This window comes from Pseudomonas sp. SLFW (genome assembly GCF_009905615.1).
GTDB lineage: Bacteria > Pseudomonadota > Gammaproteobacteria > Pseudomonadales > Pseudomonadaceae > Aquipseudomonas > Aquipseudomonas bambusae.
Window position 1 is genome coordinate 501,697 of sequence record NZ_JAAAKW010000002.1, and the last position, 15,484, is coordinate 517,180.

At 58.2% G+C, this 15,484-nt stretch carries 14 protein-coding genes; 12 read left to right on the forward strand and 2 right to left on the reverse strand.

Features of this window, described 5'->3' with window-relative positions:
• Positions 1-17: 17 nt before the first annotated feature.
• From ssuC to GVN17_RS05700, 4 genes are all read left to right on the forward strand, one after another.
• Entirely contained in the window at positions 18-806 is a 789-nt protein-coding gene (ssuC, locus tag GVN17_RS05685) for an aliphatic sulfonate ABC transporter permease SsuC (RefSeq protein WP_166594240.1), read from the forward strand.
• Positions 803-1,612, forward strand: a complete 810-nt coding sequence (gene ssuB / locus GVN17_RS05690) for an aliphatic sulfonates ABC transporter ATP-binding protein (RefSeq protein ID WP_166594241.1) — start codon at positions 803-805, stop codon at positions 1,610-1,612. Before ssuC ends, ssuB begins: the two co-directional genes overlap by 4 nt.
• Positions 1,613-1,662: 50 nt before the next feature.
• Positions 1,663-1,878, forward strand: a complete 216-nt coding sequence (locus GVN17_RS05695) for a molybdopterin-binding protein (protein ID WP_062379390.1) — start codon at positions 1,663-1,665, stop codon at positions 1,876-1,878.
• 267 nt (positions 1,879-2,145) lie between these two features.
• A complete protein-coding gene (locus GVN17_RS05700) occupies positions 2,146-3,498 on the forward strand; it encodes a hypothetical protein (protein ID WP_166594242.1) in 1,353 nt (450 codons plus the stop codon).
• On the opposite strand, the gene GVN17_RS05705 is transcribed toward GVN17_RS05700, so the two are convergent.
• Positions 3,491-4,129 carry a TetR/AcrR family transcriptional regulator gene (locus tag GVN17_RS05705; protein WP_166594243.1) on the reverse strand — a complete coding sequence of 213 codons (639 nt, stop codon included), beginning with the start codon at positions 4,127-4,129 and terminating at the stop codon, positions 3,491-3,493. The two genes, GVN17_RS05700 and GVN17_RS05705, sit on opposite strands and share 8 nt — an antisense overlap.
• Before the next feature lie 305 nt (positions 4,130-4,434).
• Positions 4,435-5,811, reverse strand: coding sequence for a glutamine synthetase family protein (locus tag GVN17_RS05710; protein ID WP_166594244.1), 1,377 nt, complete (start codon positions 5,809-5,811; stop codon positions 4,435-4,437).
• Positions 5,812-6,088: 277 nt separating this feature from the next.
• On the opposite strand from GVN17_RS05710, the gene GVN17_RS05715 reads away from it, so the two are divergent.
• The 8 genes from GVN17_RS05715 to GVN17_RS05750 all read left to right on the forward strand — a co-directional run bounded on the left by GVN17_RS05715 (position 6,089) and on the right by GVN17_RS05750 (position 15,400).
• On the forward strand, positions 6,089-6,865 hold the full coding sequence (locus GVN17_RS05715; protein ID WP_166594245.1) for a gamma-glutamyl-gamma-aminobutyrate hydrolase family protein: 777 nt from the start codon (positions 6,089-6,091) through the stop codon (positions 6,863-6,865).
• Positions 6,866-6,924: 59 nt separating this feature from the next.
• Positions 6,925-8,283, forward strand: coding sequence for a glutamine synthetase family protein (locus tag GVN17_RS05720; protein WP_166594246.1), 1,359 nt, complete (start codon positions 6,925-6,927; stop codon positions 8,281-8,283).
• A 72-nt stretch (positions 8,284-8,355) separates the two neighbouring features.
• A complete protein-coding gene (locus GVN17_RS05725; protein ID WP_166594247.1) occupies positions 8,356-9,723 on the forward strand; it encodes an aspartate aminotransferase family protein in 1,368 nt (455 codons plus the stop codon).
• Positions 9,724-9,915: 192 nt separating this feature from the next.
• The gene (locus GVN17_RS05730) at positions 9,916-11,013 is read left to right on the forward strand and encodes a polyamine ABC transporter substrate-binding protein (RefSeq protein WP_166594248.1); all 1,098 of its coding nucleotides are present in this window, start codon (positions 9,916-9,918) and stop codon (positions 11,011-11,013) included.
• 290 nt (positions 11,014-11,303) lie between these two features.
• Positions 11,304-12,398 carry a polyamine ABC transporter substrate-binding protein gene (locus GVN17_RS05735; protein ID WP_166594249.1) on the forward strand — a complete coding sequence of 365 codons (1,095 nt, stop codon included), beginning with the start codon at positions 11,304-11,306 and terminating at the stop codon, positions 12,396-12,398.
• A gap of 55 nt (positions 12,399-12,453) precedes the next feature.
• A complete protein-coding gene (potA, locus tag GVN17_RS05740; protein WP_166594250.1) occupies positions 12,454-13,596 on the forward strand; it encodes a polyamine ABC transporter ATP-binding protein in 1,143 nt (380 codons plus the stop codon).
• Complete coding sequence (locus GVN17_RS05745; protein WP_166594251.1) at positions 13,593-14,513, forward strand: ABC transporter permease subunit; 921 nt, start codon at positions 13,593-13,595, stop codon at positions 14,511-14,513. Before potA ends, GVN17_RS05745 begins: the two co-directional genes overlap by 4 nt.
• Entirely contained in the window at positions 14,510-15,400 is an 891-nt protein-coding gene (locus tag GVN17_RS05750; protein ID WP_166594252.1) for an ABC transporter permease subunit, read from the forward strand. The genes GVN17_RS05745 and GVN17_RS05750 overlap by 4 nt, the downstream gene beginning before the upstream one ends.
• Positions 15,401-15,484 lie beyond the last annotated feature (84 nt).

Below are 15,484 nucleotides of genomic sequence, written 5' to 3' on the forward strand. Positions count from 1 at the left end.
TAAGAGGAGACAACTCCATGAGCGTGGAAAGAATCACTCACAGACTGGCGCCCTGGTTGCTACCGGTCTTGTTGCTGGCGATCTGGCAACTGGCGGTCAGCGCCGGTTGGCTCTCCACCCGAATCCTGCCTGCGCCAAGCGCGGTCATCGAAGCGGGTGTGACGCTGGTGCGCAGTGGCGAAATCTGGACCCACCTGGCGATCAGTGGCTGGCGTGCGGGCATCGGCTTCGCCATCGGCGGCAGCATCGGCCTGACGCTGGGCTTCATCACCGGCCTGTCGAAATGGGGCGAACGCCTGCTCGACAGCTCGGTGCAGATGATTCGTAACGTGCCGCACCTGGCGCTGATCCCGTTGGTGATCCTGTGGTTCGGCATCGACGAAAGCGCGAAGATTTTTCTGGTCGCACTCGGCACCTTGTTCCCGATTTACCTGAACACCTACCACGGCATTCGCAATATCGACCCGGCGCTGGTGGAGATGTCCCGCAGCTACGGCCTGTCAGGTTTCGGCTTGTTCCGTCACGTGATCCTGCCGGGGGCGATGCCTTCGATTCTGGTGGGCGTGCGATTCGCATTGGGCTTCATGTGGCTGACGCTGATCGTGGCCGAAACCATCTCGGCCAGCTCCGGCATCGGTTACCTGGCGATGAACGCCCGCGAGTTTTTGCAGACAGATGTAGTGGTGCTGGCGATCGTGCTGTACGCGGTGCTCGGCAAATTGGCAGACCTCGCGGCGCGCGGTCTGGAGCGGGTCTGCCTGCGTTGGCACCCGGCGTATCAAGTGGCAAAAGGTGGCGCACGATGAGCAATCTCCAACAACCGGCAAACCTGTTGCGCGGGATTCCCCTGCAAGTGCGCAAGCTGAAGAAAACCTTCGGCTCGCGTGAAGTCTTGAAAGACATCGATTTGCACATCCCGGCCGGGCAATTCGTGGCCGTGGTCGGTCGCAGCGGTTGCGGCAAAAGCACCTTGCTGCGCCTGCTTGCAGGGCTTGATCAGCCCACCAGCGGCCAATTGCTCGCCGGAAACGCCTCGCTGGCCGATGCGCGGGAAGACACCCGCCTGATGTTTCAGGAAGCGCGTTTGCTGCCGTGGAAGCGCATCATCGACAACGTTGGGCTTGGTCTGAGCGGCGACTGGCGTGACAAGGCATTGGAAGCCTTGGCCGCCGTGGGCCTGGCCGAGCGTGCCAATGAATGGCCAGCGGCGTTGTCCGGTGGTCAGAAGCAACGTGTGGCCTTGGCTCGCGCTTTGATTCACCAGCCTCGCCTGTTGTTGCTGGACGAACCGCTGGGCGCGCTGGATGCCCTGACCCGGATCGAGATGCAGCAACTGATCGAAGACCTCTGGCAAAAGCATGGCTTCACCGTACTGTTGGTGACCCACGACGTCAGCGAGGCGGTTGCCATCGCCGATCGCGTGTTGCTGATCGAAGAAGGCCGCATTGGCCTTGATCTGCAAGTGGACCTCGCTCGGCCGCGCGCCCGTGGCTCGTATCGACTGGCAGCCCTGGAAACCGAAGTGCTCAACCGCGTCCTGTCGCTGCCTGGCAGCCCGCCCGAACCCGAACCGACTTCACCGCTGCCCACGCAACTGCGTTGGGCCAACTAATCCGGATGCAATACTGCACTCGGCACTGATCTCACAAAGGAAGACCTATCATGACTATCAAAGCCATCAACGTTCGTAACCAATTCAAAGGCACCATCAAGGAAATCGTCACCGGCGACGTCCTGTCCGAAATCGACGTACAAACCGCTTCCGGCATCGTCACTTCCGTGATCACCACCCGCTCGGTCAAAGAGCTGGAACTGGTCGTCGGCAGCGAAGTGATCGCCTTCGTAAAATCCACCGAGGTGTCGATCGCCAAGTTGTGATCGATGCGTTGTGAACAACCCCGACGGGCGCGAGCCCTTCGGGGTTTTTTGCTTCTCAGCAAACCGTTTTCAAGACACGTCGGGCTTTTTGTTGAGGTGCTGGCCCCACGCCTCCTGTCATTTCTGCCAGCTAGGCAGCGCTGCGAATACCTCATAGCCTGACTGCGTCTGACGGATGTATCGCCGTGGTGAAAGAGGCCTGATGCGCCTTTGCGAATTGATCGGACTCAAGGGGACTTGGCCTCATGGCATGGACGGAGAACGATCATGAACAAAGGTAAAAAAGCAGCTGTCTCGAAGGTTTTCGAGGTTCCATTCGATGTGTCATCGAACAAGAAGCATGAAACGATCACAGCGTTAAACGCGACCAGGGACAAGCTGTACGTGACAGATAGCAGTTACGACCTGCCATCAGTATTCGTGGCGCGACTCGGGCTAGACGGGTCAGCAGACAATGGGTTTGGCGGCCCGGATGGATGGCGGAGCGAGGAGCTGCCCGGTAGTTGGACATACCCATTCAAACCCGCCGGGCTCGTCCCGCGAGGTTCAAATACCGACGAAGGTGTCATCGCCGGGCTGCAACTGGAGGGCGCGCTGGGACTGGTTTGTTTCAATGCTGATGGAACGCTGAATACAGGTTTTGGCACCGGCGGCAAAGTTGTGCATAGGGTTCGCCCGCCCATCGTAGGCGAGCGCAAAGCCCCCACAGACGCCGCCCACCGCAATAGCGAGGTTCAGACCACTGGCAGCGCAGGTGTACTGGCTGGAGCTGAAGACGGCAGGCTTTACGGTTTGATTGGTCAACGGTTTGGCAGCTCGGGCACCTTGATGCGCATCATGGAGAATGGGCAGTTGGATAGCGCATTTGGTGAAGGCGGGATGGTGGTCGTCAAATACCAAGACAAAGCTACGGGGCCGGTCGGAATGGTCTGGGACGGGAGGGGCCGAGGAGTGACAGTGATCGGAACCATCGGCAATAGGCTGTCGGGATTTGAGCTGTTCCTCGCCCGCTATTCATTTAATGGCCAACTGGATGAAAGTTTCGGCAATGAAGGCTTTGTGTTGTTCCGTCCTGCCGATCTAGGCCTGCCTGGTAACCCATTTCAGATGGAGTTCAACTACGTCGTGCGTCACCAGGACGGTGGATACTTTGTGGGCGGTAATGTCATGGATAACGGCGTGTCGGGTCTCGTCGTGCGGGTAGACGTCAACGGCCAGAAGGTCGAGAGATTCAACGATGGTAAGCCTGTACTGTTTCGGGTGCCTAACCCCGCAGTGCCCGGAGCCTATCTGGATACCGACTTCATCTACGGCGGCGCAAGTGTTCAATTCAACGGCAAGCTTGTGATCGGTGGTGGCGTCGAGGACAGGTCTTCAGGTTATGCCCGCGCAATGCTCGTTGTGCGTTTCACAGATGAAGGCAAAGTCGATACGTCCTTCGCGCCAGACGGATGGCTGACGTTCAACCCCGATATTCCATCCGGAGGGGAGGCCAAGGTTTCGTTCATGCGCAATCTGCTCATTCACTCTTCAACCGACGAAACGATTTACGCATCGGGAGACGGAGGGCCGGACGATAATCTGAGCTCGCTAAGAGGGTTCATCGCAGAGATCAAGTAACCGTACTTGACTTCGGCAAAAACGGCGGCAAATAAAGCCCCAAATAAGCATCGAATACCCGCTGGCCTTCTTCGGCCATGCGCGGGGTGATGCTGTCGTGCAGTTGGACTGAGCGGGCGTAGACGCGGTCGGCCAATTCCAGTGCCAGAGCAAACACGTCGACGTCGTCAGGCAGTGCCGGGAGCTGAAAGTGCTTGGCGAACAGCGCGTGCATGAGGTTGCCAAGCTCGATGTCGTGCTGGCGGTCGGCCTGGGTAACTTCGGTCAGGCCGTGCTGCGCGAGGATGAGCTGGCGAGCGGCAGCGTCTTCGCTGTAGATGTTGAGCATGCGCGTTTCGACCAGTCGAGACAGGTCATGCCAGGTGTAGAGCAGAGCGTGATCGATGGGCTGTTGCAGGCTGTCGCGGAAGGCGCTGTGGATGTCTGCCGTCAGACCTTCCAACAGAGCAGGCACGCTGGCGAAGAAGTGGTAAACCGACGACGGAGGAATCCCCGCGCGCTCGGCCACGCTGTAGATCGACAGGCTCGCCACGCCATCGGACGCGAGCAGCGTACGGGCGGCATCAAGGATCGAATCGATCCGGGCCTGGCTACGTGCGCGGGGTTTACGAGGTGTGGCGGGGCGGGTCATCGAAGCGTCTCGGCGTTGAGGTCCGGGGCATTGTACGCGAGGCATGGATTCGTGGCGCCCGGGTGACCGCCTTCGCGAATAAATTCGCTCCCACAGATCGTGCAACGCCGTGATATTTCAGAAATACACATGATCCCTCTATGCGCCGCGATATTTCAGAAATACACAGAACCCTTGTGGGAGCGAATTCATTCGCGAAAACTGGCACAGATGGCCTATCCATCCAGACCTTGTTTCTGCCGTCTAAAATAAAAAACGCCCCTGACCTTGCGGTTCAGGGGCGTTCTTTTTATTTCACACAGCCGTCACACGGTGTGCAGATACCAGTTGTACTCAAGGTCGGAGATGGAGTGCTCGAACTCCTCCAGCTCACTTTCCTTGCACGCAACGAAGATATCGATGTACTTCGGATCGATGTACTTGGCCATGACTTCGCTGTCGTCCAGCTCACGCAAGGCATCGCGCAAGTTGTTCGGCAGGCTCTGCTCATGCTGCTCGTACGAGTTGCCTTCGACAGGCGCACCGGGCTCGACCTTGTTGGTCAGGCCGTGGTGGATGCCCGCCAGAACAGAAGCCATCAGCAGATACGGGTTGGCATCGGCACCGGCCACGCGGTGTTCGATACGCACGGCATCGGCTGTACCGGTCGGCACACGAACCGCGACCGTCCGGTTATCCAGCCCCCAGGTTGGCGAGTTGGGCACGTAGAACTGAGCACCGAACCGGCGATACGAATTGACGTTCGGGCAAAGGAACGCCATCTGCGCCGGTAGGGTCTCGAGCACACCGCCGATCGCATGACGTAATGCGGCGTTCTGCTCGGGATCCTCGCTGGTGAAGATGTTCTTGCCATCGCGATCCAGGATCGAGATGTGGACGTGCAGACCGTTGCCCGCCTGACCTGGGTAAGGCTTGGCCATGAAGGTGGTGTCCATCTCATGGTCGTAGGCGATGTTCTTGATCAGACGCTTGAGCAGTACCGCGTAGTCGCAGGCTTTCAGTGCGTCGGCAGTGTGGTGCAGGTTCACTTCGAACTGCGCCGGGGCACTTTCCTTGACGATGGCGTCGGCCGGGATGCCTTGCTCTTTCGCACCTTCCAGAATGTCCTGGAGGCAATCGACGTATTCGTCGAGGTCGTCGATCAGGTAGACCTGTGTCGAGTGCGGGCGTTTGCCGGAAATCGGCGAGCGTGGCGGTTGTGGACGACCGTTCACGTTCTCCTGATCGATCAGGTAGAACTCCAGCTCGAACGCCGCGCAGATGGTCAGGCCCATTTCATCGAACTTGGCCACCACCTGACGCAACACTTCACGTGGATCAGCGAAAAACGGCTCGCCTTCCAGTTCGTGCATGGTCATCAAGAGTTGTGCGGTAGGACGCTTCTGCCAGGGCTCATTGCAGAGAGTGTCGGGGATGGGATAACAGATTCGGTCAGCGTCACCGATGTCCAGACCCAGGCCGGTGCTTTCCACCGTCGAGCCGTTGATATCCAGTGCGAAAAGAGAAGCTGGGAGGTTGATGCCTTTTTCGTAAACCTTATGGAGGCTGGTGCGTTCGATGCGCTTGCCGCGCACCACTCCATTCATATCTGCAATCAGAAGGTCAACGTATAGAACCTCAGGATGTTCCTTAAGGAACGCGTTCGCTTCGTTGAGCTGAACGGCACGCGGGGGTACCGACATGATGCAACACCTTTGTTGTTGAAAATATCAATCATCGAGCATTACGGGGTTCAGTCAATCCGAAAGCCCTGATGAAGTCAAGAGAGCCCTGTTTTGCCCTAAAAGGGCGCCGTGAGGCCATTTTTGCCGCACTTTAGGGCGGTTTTTAACCGTTGGAATCGATAGGAGCTACGACCTTGAGCGGGGCGTGTTTTATTTTTTACGGGGTTGTTGTGTAAAAAAATGAACAAGGCTAAGCTCGGTCGCAACCCATAACAGCAATAACACCGGGGGTCACATGTCTCGCCTTCCGCTGATCGGCATCACTGCCTGTACTCAGCAAATTGGCTCGCATGCCTATCACATCAGTGGTGATAAATACGTCCGGGCAGTCGCCGTCGCTGCCAAGGGCCTGCCGCTGATTCTGCCGTCTCTGGCAGAGCTCCTCGACCCGGCCGATATCCTCTCGGTGGTCGATGGTTTGCTCTTCACCGGTTCTCCCTCCAACGTCGAACCCCATCACTATAGTGGGCCCGCCAGCGCGCCGGGTACTGCTCATGATCCTGAACGCGATCGCACCACCTTACCTCTTATTCGTGCTGCTGTGGCCGCTGGCGTGCCTGTATTGGGCATTTGCCGCGGGTTTCAGGAGATGAACGTGGCATTTGGCGGTAGTCTGCATCAAAAGGTTCACGAGACTGGAACGTTCATGGATCATCGTGAACCTGAGAACGAACCCGTTGAAATTCAATACGCTCCGAGCCACCCGATGCACATCGCACAGGGCGGAATTCTCGCCGGATTGGGACTTGCGAAAGAAATTCGTGTCAATTCAATTCACGGGCAGGGCATCGAACGTCTTGCGCCGGGTCTGCGCGTCGAAGCCACGGCCCCGGATGGCTTGATCGAAGCCATTTCCGTACCGCCGGGCGCGCCTTTTGCTTCATCTGACGTGTTTGCATTGGGCGTTCAATGGCATCCGGAGTGGCAGGTCACGCAGAACCCCGACTATCTTTCAATTCTTCAGGCATTTGGCGATGCCTGTCGAAAGCGGGCAACACAACGCGACGCGTAAGCGTCCAAAGCGCCTGGCGATCATGATGGTCGCCAGAGTAATGAACCCCTGAGGTATTTATGAGTACCAACCTCGACCAGCTCACCGATTGGTTGAAAGAACACAGGATTACCGAAGTCGAGTGCATGATCGCCGACCTCACCGGTATCACGCGCGGCAAAATCTCCCCGACCAACAAGTTCATTGCCGAGAAGGGCATGCGCTTGCCGGAAAGCGTATTGCTGCAGACCGTGACCGGGGACTACGTCGAAGACGACATTTATTACGAATTGCTGGATGCCGCAGACATCGACATGTTCTGCCGTCCTGACCAGAATGCGGTGTTTCTGGTGCCTTGGGCCATCGAGCCTACCGCGCAGGTGATTCACGACACCTACGACAAGCAGGGCAACCCGATTGAGCTTTCCCCGCGCAACGTCTTGAAGAAGGTTCTCAAGCTCTATGCCGATCAAGGCTGGCAGCCCATCGTGGCGCCTGAGATGGAGTTCTACCTGACCAAACGCAGCGACGACCCCGATTACCCGTTGCAGCCGCCGGTGGGCCGCTCGGGTCGTCCGGAAACCGGTCGTCAGTCGTTTTCCATCGAAGCCGCCAACGAATTCGACCCGTTGTTCGAAGACGTCTACGACTGGTGCGAGCTGCAGAACCTCGACCTGGACACGCTGATTCACGAAGACGGCACCGCGCAGATGGAAATCAATTTCCGTCACGGTGACGCGCTGCATCTCGCCGACCAGATTCTGGTGTTCAAACGCACCATGCGTGAAGCCGCGCTCAAACATGACGTGGCCGCGACCTTCATGGCCAAGCCCATGACCGGCGAGCCTGGCAGCGCGATGCACCTGCACCAGAGCATCATCGATATCGAGACCGGTAAGAGCATCTTCTCTAACGAAGACGGCACGATGAGTGAGCTGTTCCTGCAGCACATCGGCGGTCTGCAAAAGCTGATCCCCGAGCTACTGCCGCTGTTCGCGCCTAACGTCAATTCGTTCCGCCGCTTCCTGCCCGACACCTCGGCGCCCGTGAACGTGGAATGGGGCGAGGAGAACCGCACCGTCGGCCTGCGCGTACCGGATGCGACCCCGCAAAACCGCCGCGTTGAAAACCGCCTGCCCGGCGCTGACGCCAACCCGTATCTGGCGATTGCCGCGAGCCTGCTGTGCGGCTTCATTGGCATGGTCGAAGGCCTCAATCCGAGTGCGCCAGTGGTGGGCCGCGGTTACGAGCGCCGCAACTTGCGCCTGCCGTTGACCATCGAAGACGCGCTGGAGCGGATGGAAAACAGCAAGACGGTCGAGAAATACCTCGGCAAGACCTTCGTGACCGGCTACGTCGCCGTAAAGCGCGCCGAGCACGAAAACTTCAAGCGTGTGATCAGCTCGTGGGAGCGGGAATTCCTGCTCTTCGCCGTCTGAAGATCACGGGCGCCATCGAGCCTGAGAAGGCCGATGGCGCCACACGCGATACGCAGCTAATGGAGTGGTTTCATGAGTTCCAACAACCCGCAAACCCGCGAATGGCAAGCCCTCAGCAGTGATCATCACCTGGCGCCGTTCAGCGACTTCAAACAGCTTAAAGAGAAAGGCCCGCGCATCATCACCAACGCCAAGGGCGTTTACCTGTGGGACAGCGAAGGCAACAAGATCCTCGACGGCATGGCCGGTCTGTGGTGCGTAGCGGTCGGCTACGGTTGTGAAGAACTGGCCGAAGCCGCCAGCAAACAGATGCGCGAGCTGCCGTATTACAACCTGTTCTTCCAGACCGCTCACCCGCCCGCATTGCAACTGGCCAAGGCGATTTCCGACATCGCTCCGCAAGGCATGAACCATGTGTTCTTCACAGGTTCCGGCTCCGAAGGCAACGACACCGTGCTGCGTCTGGTTCGCCACTACTGGGCGATCAAGGGCAAGCCGAGCAAGAAAGTCATCATCAGCCGCATGAACGGCTACCACGGCTCTACCGTGGCAGGCGCGAGCCTGGGCGGCATGACCTACATGCATGAGCAGGGCGACCTGCCGATTCCGGGCATCGTCCACATCCCGCAGCCGTACTGGTTCGGTGAAGGCGGCGACATGACCCCGGACGAATTCGGCATCTGGGCGGCTGAGCAACTGGAAAAGAAAATCCTCGAACTCGGCGTGGACAACGTCGGTGCGTTCATCGCCGAGCCGATTCAAGGCGCAGGCGGTGTGATCGTTCCGCCTGACACCTACTGGCCGAAGATCAAAGAGATACTTGCCAAGTACGACATCCTGTTCGTGGCCGATGAAGTGATCTGTGGCTTTGGTCGCACCGGCGAGTGGTTCGGCAGCGATTTCTACGACCTCAAACCTGATCTGATGACCATCGCCAAGGGCCTGACCTCGGGCTACATCCCCATGGGCGGTGTGATCGTGCGCGACGAAGTGGTGAAGGTGCTGAACGAGGGCGGTGATTTCAACCACGGCTTCACTTATTCAGGTCATCCGGTGGCTGCGGCAGTGGGGCTGGAAAACATCCGCATCCTGCGCGAAGAAAAGATTGTCGAGCGCGTGAAGTCGGAAACGGCACCCTATTTGCAAAGACGTTTGCGTGAGCTGAGCGATCATCCGCTGGTGGGTGAAGTGCGGGGCGTCGGCCTGCTCGGCGCCATCGAACTGGTGAAAGACAAGGCCACTCGCGCGCGTTACGTGGATCAGGGCGTGGGCATGATCTGTCGCACTTTCTGCTTCAATAACGGACTGATCATGCGTGCGGTTGGAGACACGATGATCATCTCGCCGCCGCTGGTGATCAGCTTCGCCGAGATCGATGAGTTGGTGGAAAAGGCCCGCAAATGCCTGGACCTGACGCTGGCCGAATTGCAGCGGTTGTAAACGATTCCCTCTGTAGGAGTGACCGGGGCGCCACCCCGGTCACTCCTACAGAGAGCGTTTCGCCGGGTGCAGATGAAATCTTTGAAAGCTAAGCAATAAGGCAGGCCGCTCTGCTTGTAAGCCCGCCCAGGAAATTGCCAGACTAACGGTTGTTTTAGTCGCCGCTAACATAAAAACATTGGAGCTGTACGCATGAAGAAATTTGGCAAAACCCTCCTCGCCCTGTCCCTGATGGGCGCAGTGGCCGCAGCGGCACACGCCGATGACAAAGTTCTGCACGTCTACAACTGGTCCGATTACATCGCGCCAAACACCATCGCCGACTTCGAAAAGGAGTCGGGCATCAAAGTGGTGTACGACGTCTTCGACAGCAACGAGACCCTCGAAGCCAAATTGCTGGCAGGCAAGTCGGGCTACGACATCGTCGTCCCGTCCAACAACTTCCTCGCCAAGCAGATCAAGGCCGGTGTTTATCAGGAGCTGGACAAGTCCAAGCTGCCTAACTACAAAAACCTCGACCCTGCGCTGTTGAAAGCCGTGTCCATCAGCGACCCGGACAACAAGCACGCCTTCCCGTACATGTGGGGCTCGATTGGTATCGGCTTCAACCCCGATAAGGTCAAGGCTGCTCTGGGCGCCGACGCACCGACCAACTCCTGGGACCTGCTGTTCAAGCCAGAGAACGCCGCCAAGCTGAAAGGCTGTGGCATCAGCTTCCTCGACTCGCCGACCGAAATGCTGCCAGTGGCGCTGCATTATCTGGGTCTGCCGACCGACAGCCAGAAGAAAGAAGACATCGAGAAAGCTGAAGCGCTGTTCAAGAAAATCCGCCCTTCGGTTACCTACTTCCACTCGTCCAAGTACATCTCGGACCTGGCCAACGGCAACATCTGTGTCGCCGTGGGTTACTCGGGTGACGTGTACCAGGCCAAGGCCCGTGCTGAAGAAGCCGGTGGCAAGGTCAAGGTCAGCTACAACATTCCGAAAGAAGGTGCTGGCAGCTTCTACGACATGGTCGCCATTCCTAAAGACGCCGAAAACGTCGAAGGCGCCTACAAGTTCATGAACTTTATCCTGCAACCGAAAGTGATGGCCGAGATCACTAACGCCGTTCACTTCCCGAACGGCAACAAGGCTGCGACCGAGTTCGTCGATAAAGAAATCACTTCGGACCCAGGCGTTTATCCACCTGCCGACGTGCTGGCCAAGTTGTATGCGATTGCTGACCTGCCTGCAGCGACTCAGCGTCTGATGACCCGCAGCTGGACCAACATCAAATCGGGCAAGTAAGCCGGACTGAAACGTGTCGTTGAATAACGGCACGTGATCAGCCTTGTAGGAGTGACCGGGGTGGCGCCCCACCTTGCTCGCGAAGATGGTGCGTCAGTCATCATTCGTGTATTTGACACACCACAATCGCGAGCAAGCTCACTCCTACAGGTCCCTTTCGGGGCGGTAAAAAGAAAAGTTTTTTGCGAGATGGGTTCAACGAAGGTAAGTTGCGCGCCGGATTTGTCACAGGCAGTCGTTACTGTCGTCGGCCAGGGCAACATGCCCACCTACTAAAAGGGACTGCACACGTGTCTATTTCTTTGTTTTCAAAGGGCTTATTACTCGGAGCCGGCCTGACGCTCGCCGTCGGCGCCTACGCGGAATCCACCGTCCGCATTTATAACTGGTCCGATTACATCGGCACCACGACCCTCGCGGATTTTGAAAACACCACGGGGATCAAGACCAAGTACGACGTCTTCGACTCCAACGAAACCCTGGAAGGCAAACTGCTCGCCGGTCACACCGGTTACGACGTGGTCGTCCCTTCCAACCACTTCCTTGGCAAACAGATCAAGGCCGGTGCGTTTCAGAAACTCGACAAATCGCAACTCCCCAATTATTCCAACCTCGATCCCGAACTGATGAAGCGCCTGGAGAAAAACGATCCGGGCAATCAGTACGCCGTGCCGTACCTGTGGGGGACTAACGGGATCGGTTACAACGTCGACAAGATCAAGGAAGTGCTGGGCGTCGACACCATCGATTCCTGGGCCGTGCTGTTTGAACCCGAGAACATCAAGAAGCTGCAGAAGTGCGGCGTCGCGTTCCTCGATTCGGCTGACGAGATGATGCCCGCCGTGCTCAATTACATGGGCCTGAATCCTAACAGCACCGACGAAAAAGACTACAAGAAGGCCGAGGACAAGTTGCTCAAAGTGCGTCCTTACGTGACCTACTTCAACTCCTCCAAATACATCACCGACCTGGCCAACGGCGACATCTGTATCGCAGCGGGTTTCTCCGGCGACGTGTTCCAGGCCAAGGCTCGTGCAGCGGAAGCGGGCAAAGGCGTGAACATCGCTTACGCGATTCCGAAAGAGGGCGGCAACCTGTGGTTCGACATGCTGGCGATCCCGGCCGACGCGCCGGACGTGAAAGCTGCTCACGCCTTCATCAACTACATCCTCAAGCCTGACGTGATCGCCAAGGTCAGCGACCAGGTGGGTTACGCCAACCCGAACCCGGCGTCGGGCGAGCTGATGGATCAGGAAATCCGCAAAGACGAAGCGGTCTATCCGTCAGCGGACGTGCAGAAGCGGCTGTACGTCAACTCCGAGTTGCCACCGAAAATCCAGCGCGTAATGACGCGCAGCTGGACCAAGATCAAATCCGGTAAATAAAGACCTCGCGCCCGGTCATATCGGCCGGGCGCAAGCACAGTTGGGAGTTTCACCCATGGCAGTTGCCTCCGGCGCCTACAAAAAAGCCCTTGAGGGTGGTCAGCAACCTAAACAGGTGCTGGTCAAAATCGATCGGGTCACGAAAAAGTTCGACGAGACGGTTGCTGTGGACGATGTGTCTCTGCAGATCAACAAGGGCGAGATTTTCGCCCTGCTCGGCGGTTCCGGCTCAGGCAAATCCACGCTGCTGCGCATGCTCGCCGGTTTTGAGCGCCCGACCGAGGGCCGGATTTTCCTCGACGGCGTCGACATCACTGACATGCCGCCGTACGAACGTCCGATCAACATGATGTTCCAGTCCTACGCGCTGTTCCCGCACATGACCGTGGCGCAGAACATCGCGTTCGGTCTGCAACAGGACAAGCTGCCGAAGGCCGAAATCGACACTCGCGTAGCTGAGATGCTCAAGCTGGTGCAGATGACCCAGTACGCCAAGCGCAAGCCGCACCAGTTGTCCGGTGGCCAACGTCAGCGTGTGGCGCTGGCCCGTTCGCTGGCGAAGAAACCGAAACTGTTGCTGCTCGACGAGCCCATGGGCGCGCTGGACAAAAAACTGCGTTCGCAAATGCAGCTGGAGCTGGTGGAAATCATCGAACGCGTCGGCGTGACTTGCGTGATGGTGACCCACGATCAGGAAGAGGCCATGACCATGGCCCAGCGCATCGCGATCATGCACCTGGGCTGGATCGCGCAGATCGGCAGCCCGGTGGACATCTACGAAACCCCGACGAGCCGTCTGGTCTGCGAATTCATTGGTAACGTCAACCTGTTCGACGGCGAAGTCATCGAGGACATGGAAGGCCACGCGCTGATTCACAGCCCGGAGCTTGAGCGTGAGATCTACGTGGGCCACGGCGTCAGCACCTCCGTGGAGGACAAGCGCGTGACCTACGCGATCCGGCCCGAGAAGCTGCTGATCACCACCGAACAACCGACCACGCAATACAACTGGTCGCGCGGCAAGATCCACGACATCGCCTACCTGGGCGGCCACTCGGTGTTCTACGTGCAGTTGACGTGCGGCAAGCTGGTCCAGTCGTTCGTCGCCAACTCGGAACGCCTCGGCGCGCGCCCTACCTGGGACGACGAAGTGTTCGTCTGGTGGGAAGACGACAGCGGCGTGGTACTGCGCTCATGAAAATCCGAAAAATCAAACGTGCGCTCCATCGCATAACACCCACTGGCCGTCAGGCGGTCATCGGGGTTCCGTTCCTGTGGCTGTTCCTGTTCTTCGCGCTGCCGTTTCTGATCGTCATCAAGATCAGTTTCGCCGAAGCCGACGTCGCGATTCCGCCGTACACCGAGATATTCTCCTACGCCGAGCAGAAGCTCGACATCGTCCTCAACTTCGCCAACTACGCGTTGTTGACCGGTGACGACCTGTACATCTCGGCGTACCTCGGTTCGTTGAAGATGGCGTTCTTCAGCACCTTGCTGTGCCTGTTGATCGGCTATCCGATGGCCTACGGCATCTCCATCGCCCGCAAAGAAATGCAGACGGTGCTGTTGCTGCTGATCATGATGCCGACCTGGACCGCAATCCTGATCCGCGTTTACGCGTGGATGGGCATTCTCAGCAATAACGGTTTGCTCAACGCGTTCCTGATGTGGCTGGGCGTGATCAGTGAGCCGTTGCAGATCCTCAACACCAACCTCGCTGTTTACATCGGCGTGGTCTATTCGTACCTGCCGTTCATGATCCTGCCGCTGTACGCGAACCTGGTGAAGCACGACCAGAGCCTGCTGGAAGCCGCGTCGGACCTGGGTTCGAGCACCTTTAACAGCTTCTGGAAAATCACCGTGCCGCTGTCCAAGAACGGCATCATCGCTGGCTGCATGCTGGTGTTCATCCCGGTGGTGGGCGAGTTCGTCATCCCGGAATTGCTGGGCGGTCCCGAGACGCTGATGATCGGTAAAGTCCTGTGGCAAGAGTTCTTCAACAACCGCGACTGGCCGGTGGCGTCTTCGCTGGCGGTGGTGATGCTGTTGATCCTCATCGTGCCGATCATTCTGTTCAACCGTAGCCAGGCCAAAGAACTGGAGGGCAAGGCATGAGAGGCTTCCGATTCTCGAACCTGATGTTGGTACTGGGCCTGATTTTCATCTACGCGCCCATGGTCATCCTGGTGATCTATTCGTTCAACGCCTCGAAACTGGTGACGGTCTGGGGTGGCTGGTCGGTGAAGTGGTACGTCGGCTTGCTCGACAACACCCAACTGATGAGTGCCGTGATGCGCTCGCTGGAAATCGCCTGCTACACCTCGATTGCGGCGGTCGCCCTCGGCACCATGGCCGCGTTTGTGCTGACCCGCGTCACGCGTTTCAAGGGCCGCACGTTCTTCGGCGGCCTGGTAACGGCGCCCCTGGTGATGCCCGAAGTGATCACCGGTCTGTCGCTGTTGCTGCTGTTCGTGGCCATGGCGCAATTGATCGGCTGGCCGCAGGAACGCGGCATCGTGACCATCTGGATCGCCCACACGACGTTCTGTGCGGCCTACGTGGCGGTGGTGGTGTCGGCGCGTCTGCGTGAGCTGGACATGTCCATCGAAGAGGCGGCAATGGACCTCGGCGCGCGTCCGTGGAAGGTGTTCTTCCTGATCACCATCCCGATGATCGCGCCGTCGCTGGCAGCGGGCGGCATGATGTCATTCGCTTTGTCGCTGGACGACCTGGTACTGGCGAGTTTCGTGTCCGGCCCCGGCTCCACGACGCTGCCGATGGAAGTGTTCTCGGCGGTGCGTCTGGGCGTGAAGCCTGAGATCAACGCCATTGCCAGTTTGATTCTGCTGGCCGTTTCGATCGCGACGTTCATGGTGTGGTTCTTCAGCCGCCGCGCTGAAAACAACCGCAGAAAGGCCATTCAACAGGCCATCGAAGAAGCGGCAGCAGATGGCTGGAAACAGCCGGATGTGCGTCGTGCGAAGGTGGTTGAGCAGATTTGATTGGAGCAATCAGGCATCGTTTTCTCGGTGCCTGATTGATGCGGCGATCATTCTGTAAGAGCGTGGCTTGTCCCGCGACCGGCT

Coding starts and splice junctions, on each gene's coding strand:
- ssuC (WP_166594240.1), top strand. CDS start 18: ATGAGCGTGGAAAGAATCACTCACAGACTGGCGCCCTGGTTGCTACCG.
- ssuB (WP_166594241.1), top strand. CDS start 803: ATGAGCAATCTCCAACAACCGGCAAACCTGTTGCGCGGGATTCCCCTG.
- GVN17_RS05695 (WP_062379390.1), top strand. CDS start 1,663: ATGACTATCAAAGCCATCAACGTTCGTAACCAATTCAAAGGCACCATC.
- GVN17_RS05700 (WP_166594242.1), top strand. CDS start 2,146: ATGAACAAAGGTAAAAAAGCAGCTGTCTCGAAGGTTTTCGAGGTTCCA.
- GVN17_RS05705 (WP_166594243.1), bottom strand. CDS start 4,129: ATGACCCGCCCCGCCACACCTCGTAAACCCCGCGCACGTAGCCAGGCC.
- GVN17_RS05710 (WP_166594244.1), bottom strand. CDS start 5,811: ATGTCGGTACCCCCGCGTGCCGTTCAGCTCAACGAAGCGAACGCGTTC.
- GVN17_RS05715 (WP_166594245.1), top strand. CDS start 6,089: ATGTCTCGCCTTCCGCTGATCGGCATCACTGCCTGTACTCAGCAAATT.
- GVN17_RS05720 (WP_166594246.1), top strand. CDS start 6,925: ATGAGTACCAACCTCGACCAGCTCACCGATTGGTTGAAAGAACACAGG.
- GVN17_RS05725 (WP_166594247.1), top strand. CDS start 8,356: ATGAGTTCCAACAACCCGCAAACCCGCGAATGGCAAGCCCTCAGCAGT.
- GVN17_RS05730 (WP_166594248.1), top strand. CDS start 9,916: ATGAAGAAATTTGGCAAAACCCTCCTCGCCCTGTCCCTGATGGGCGCA.
- potA (WP_166594250.1), top strand. CDS start 12,454: ATGGCAGTTGCCTCCGGCGCCTACAAAAAAGCCCTTGAGGGTGGTCAG.
- GVN17_RS05745 (WP_166594251.1), top strand. CDS start 13,593: ATGAAAATCCGAAAAATCAAACGTGCGCTCCATCGCATAACACCCACT.
- GVN17_RS05750 (WP_166594252.1), top strand. CDS start 14,510: ATGAGAGGCTTCCGATTCTCGAACCTGATGTTGGTACTGGGCCTGATT.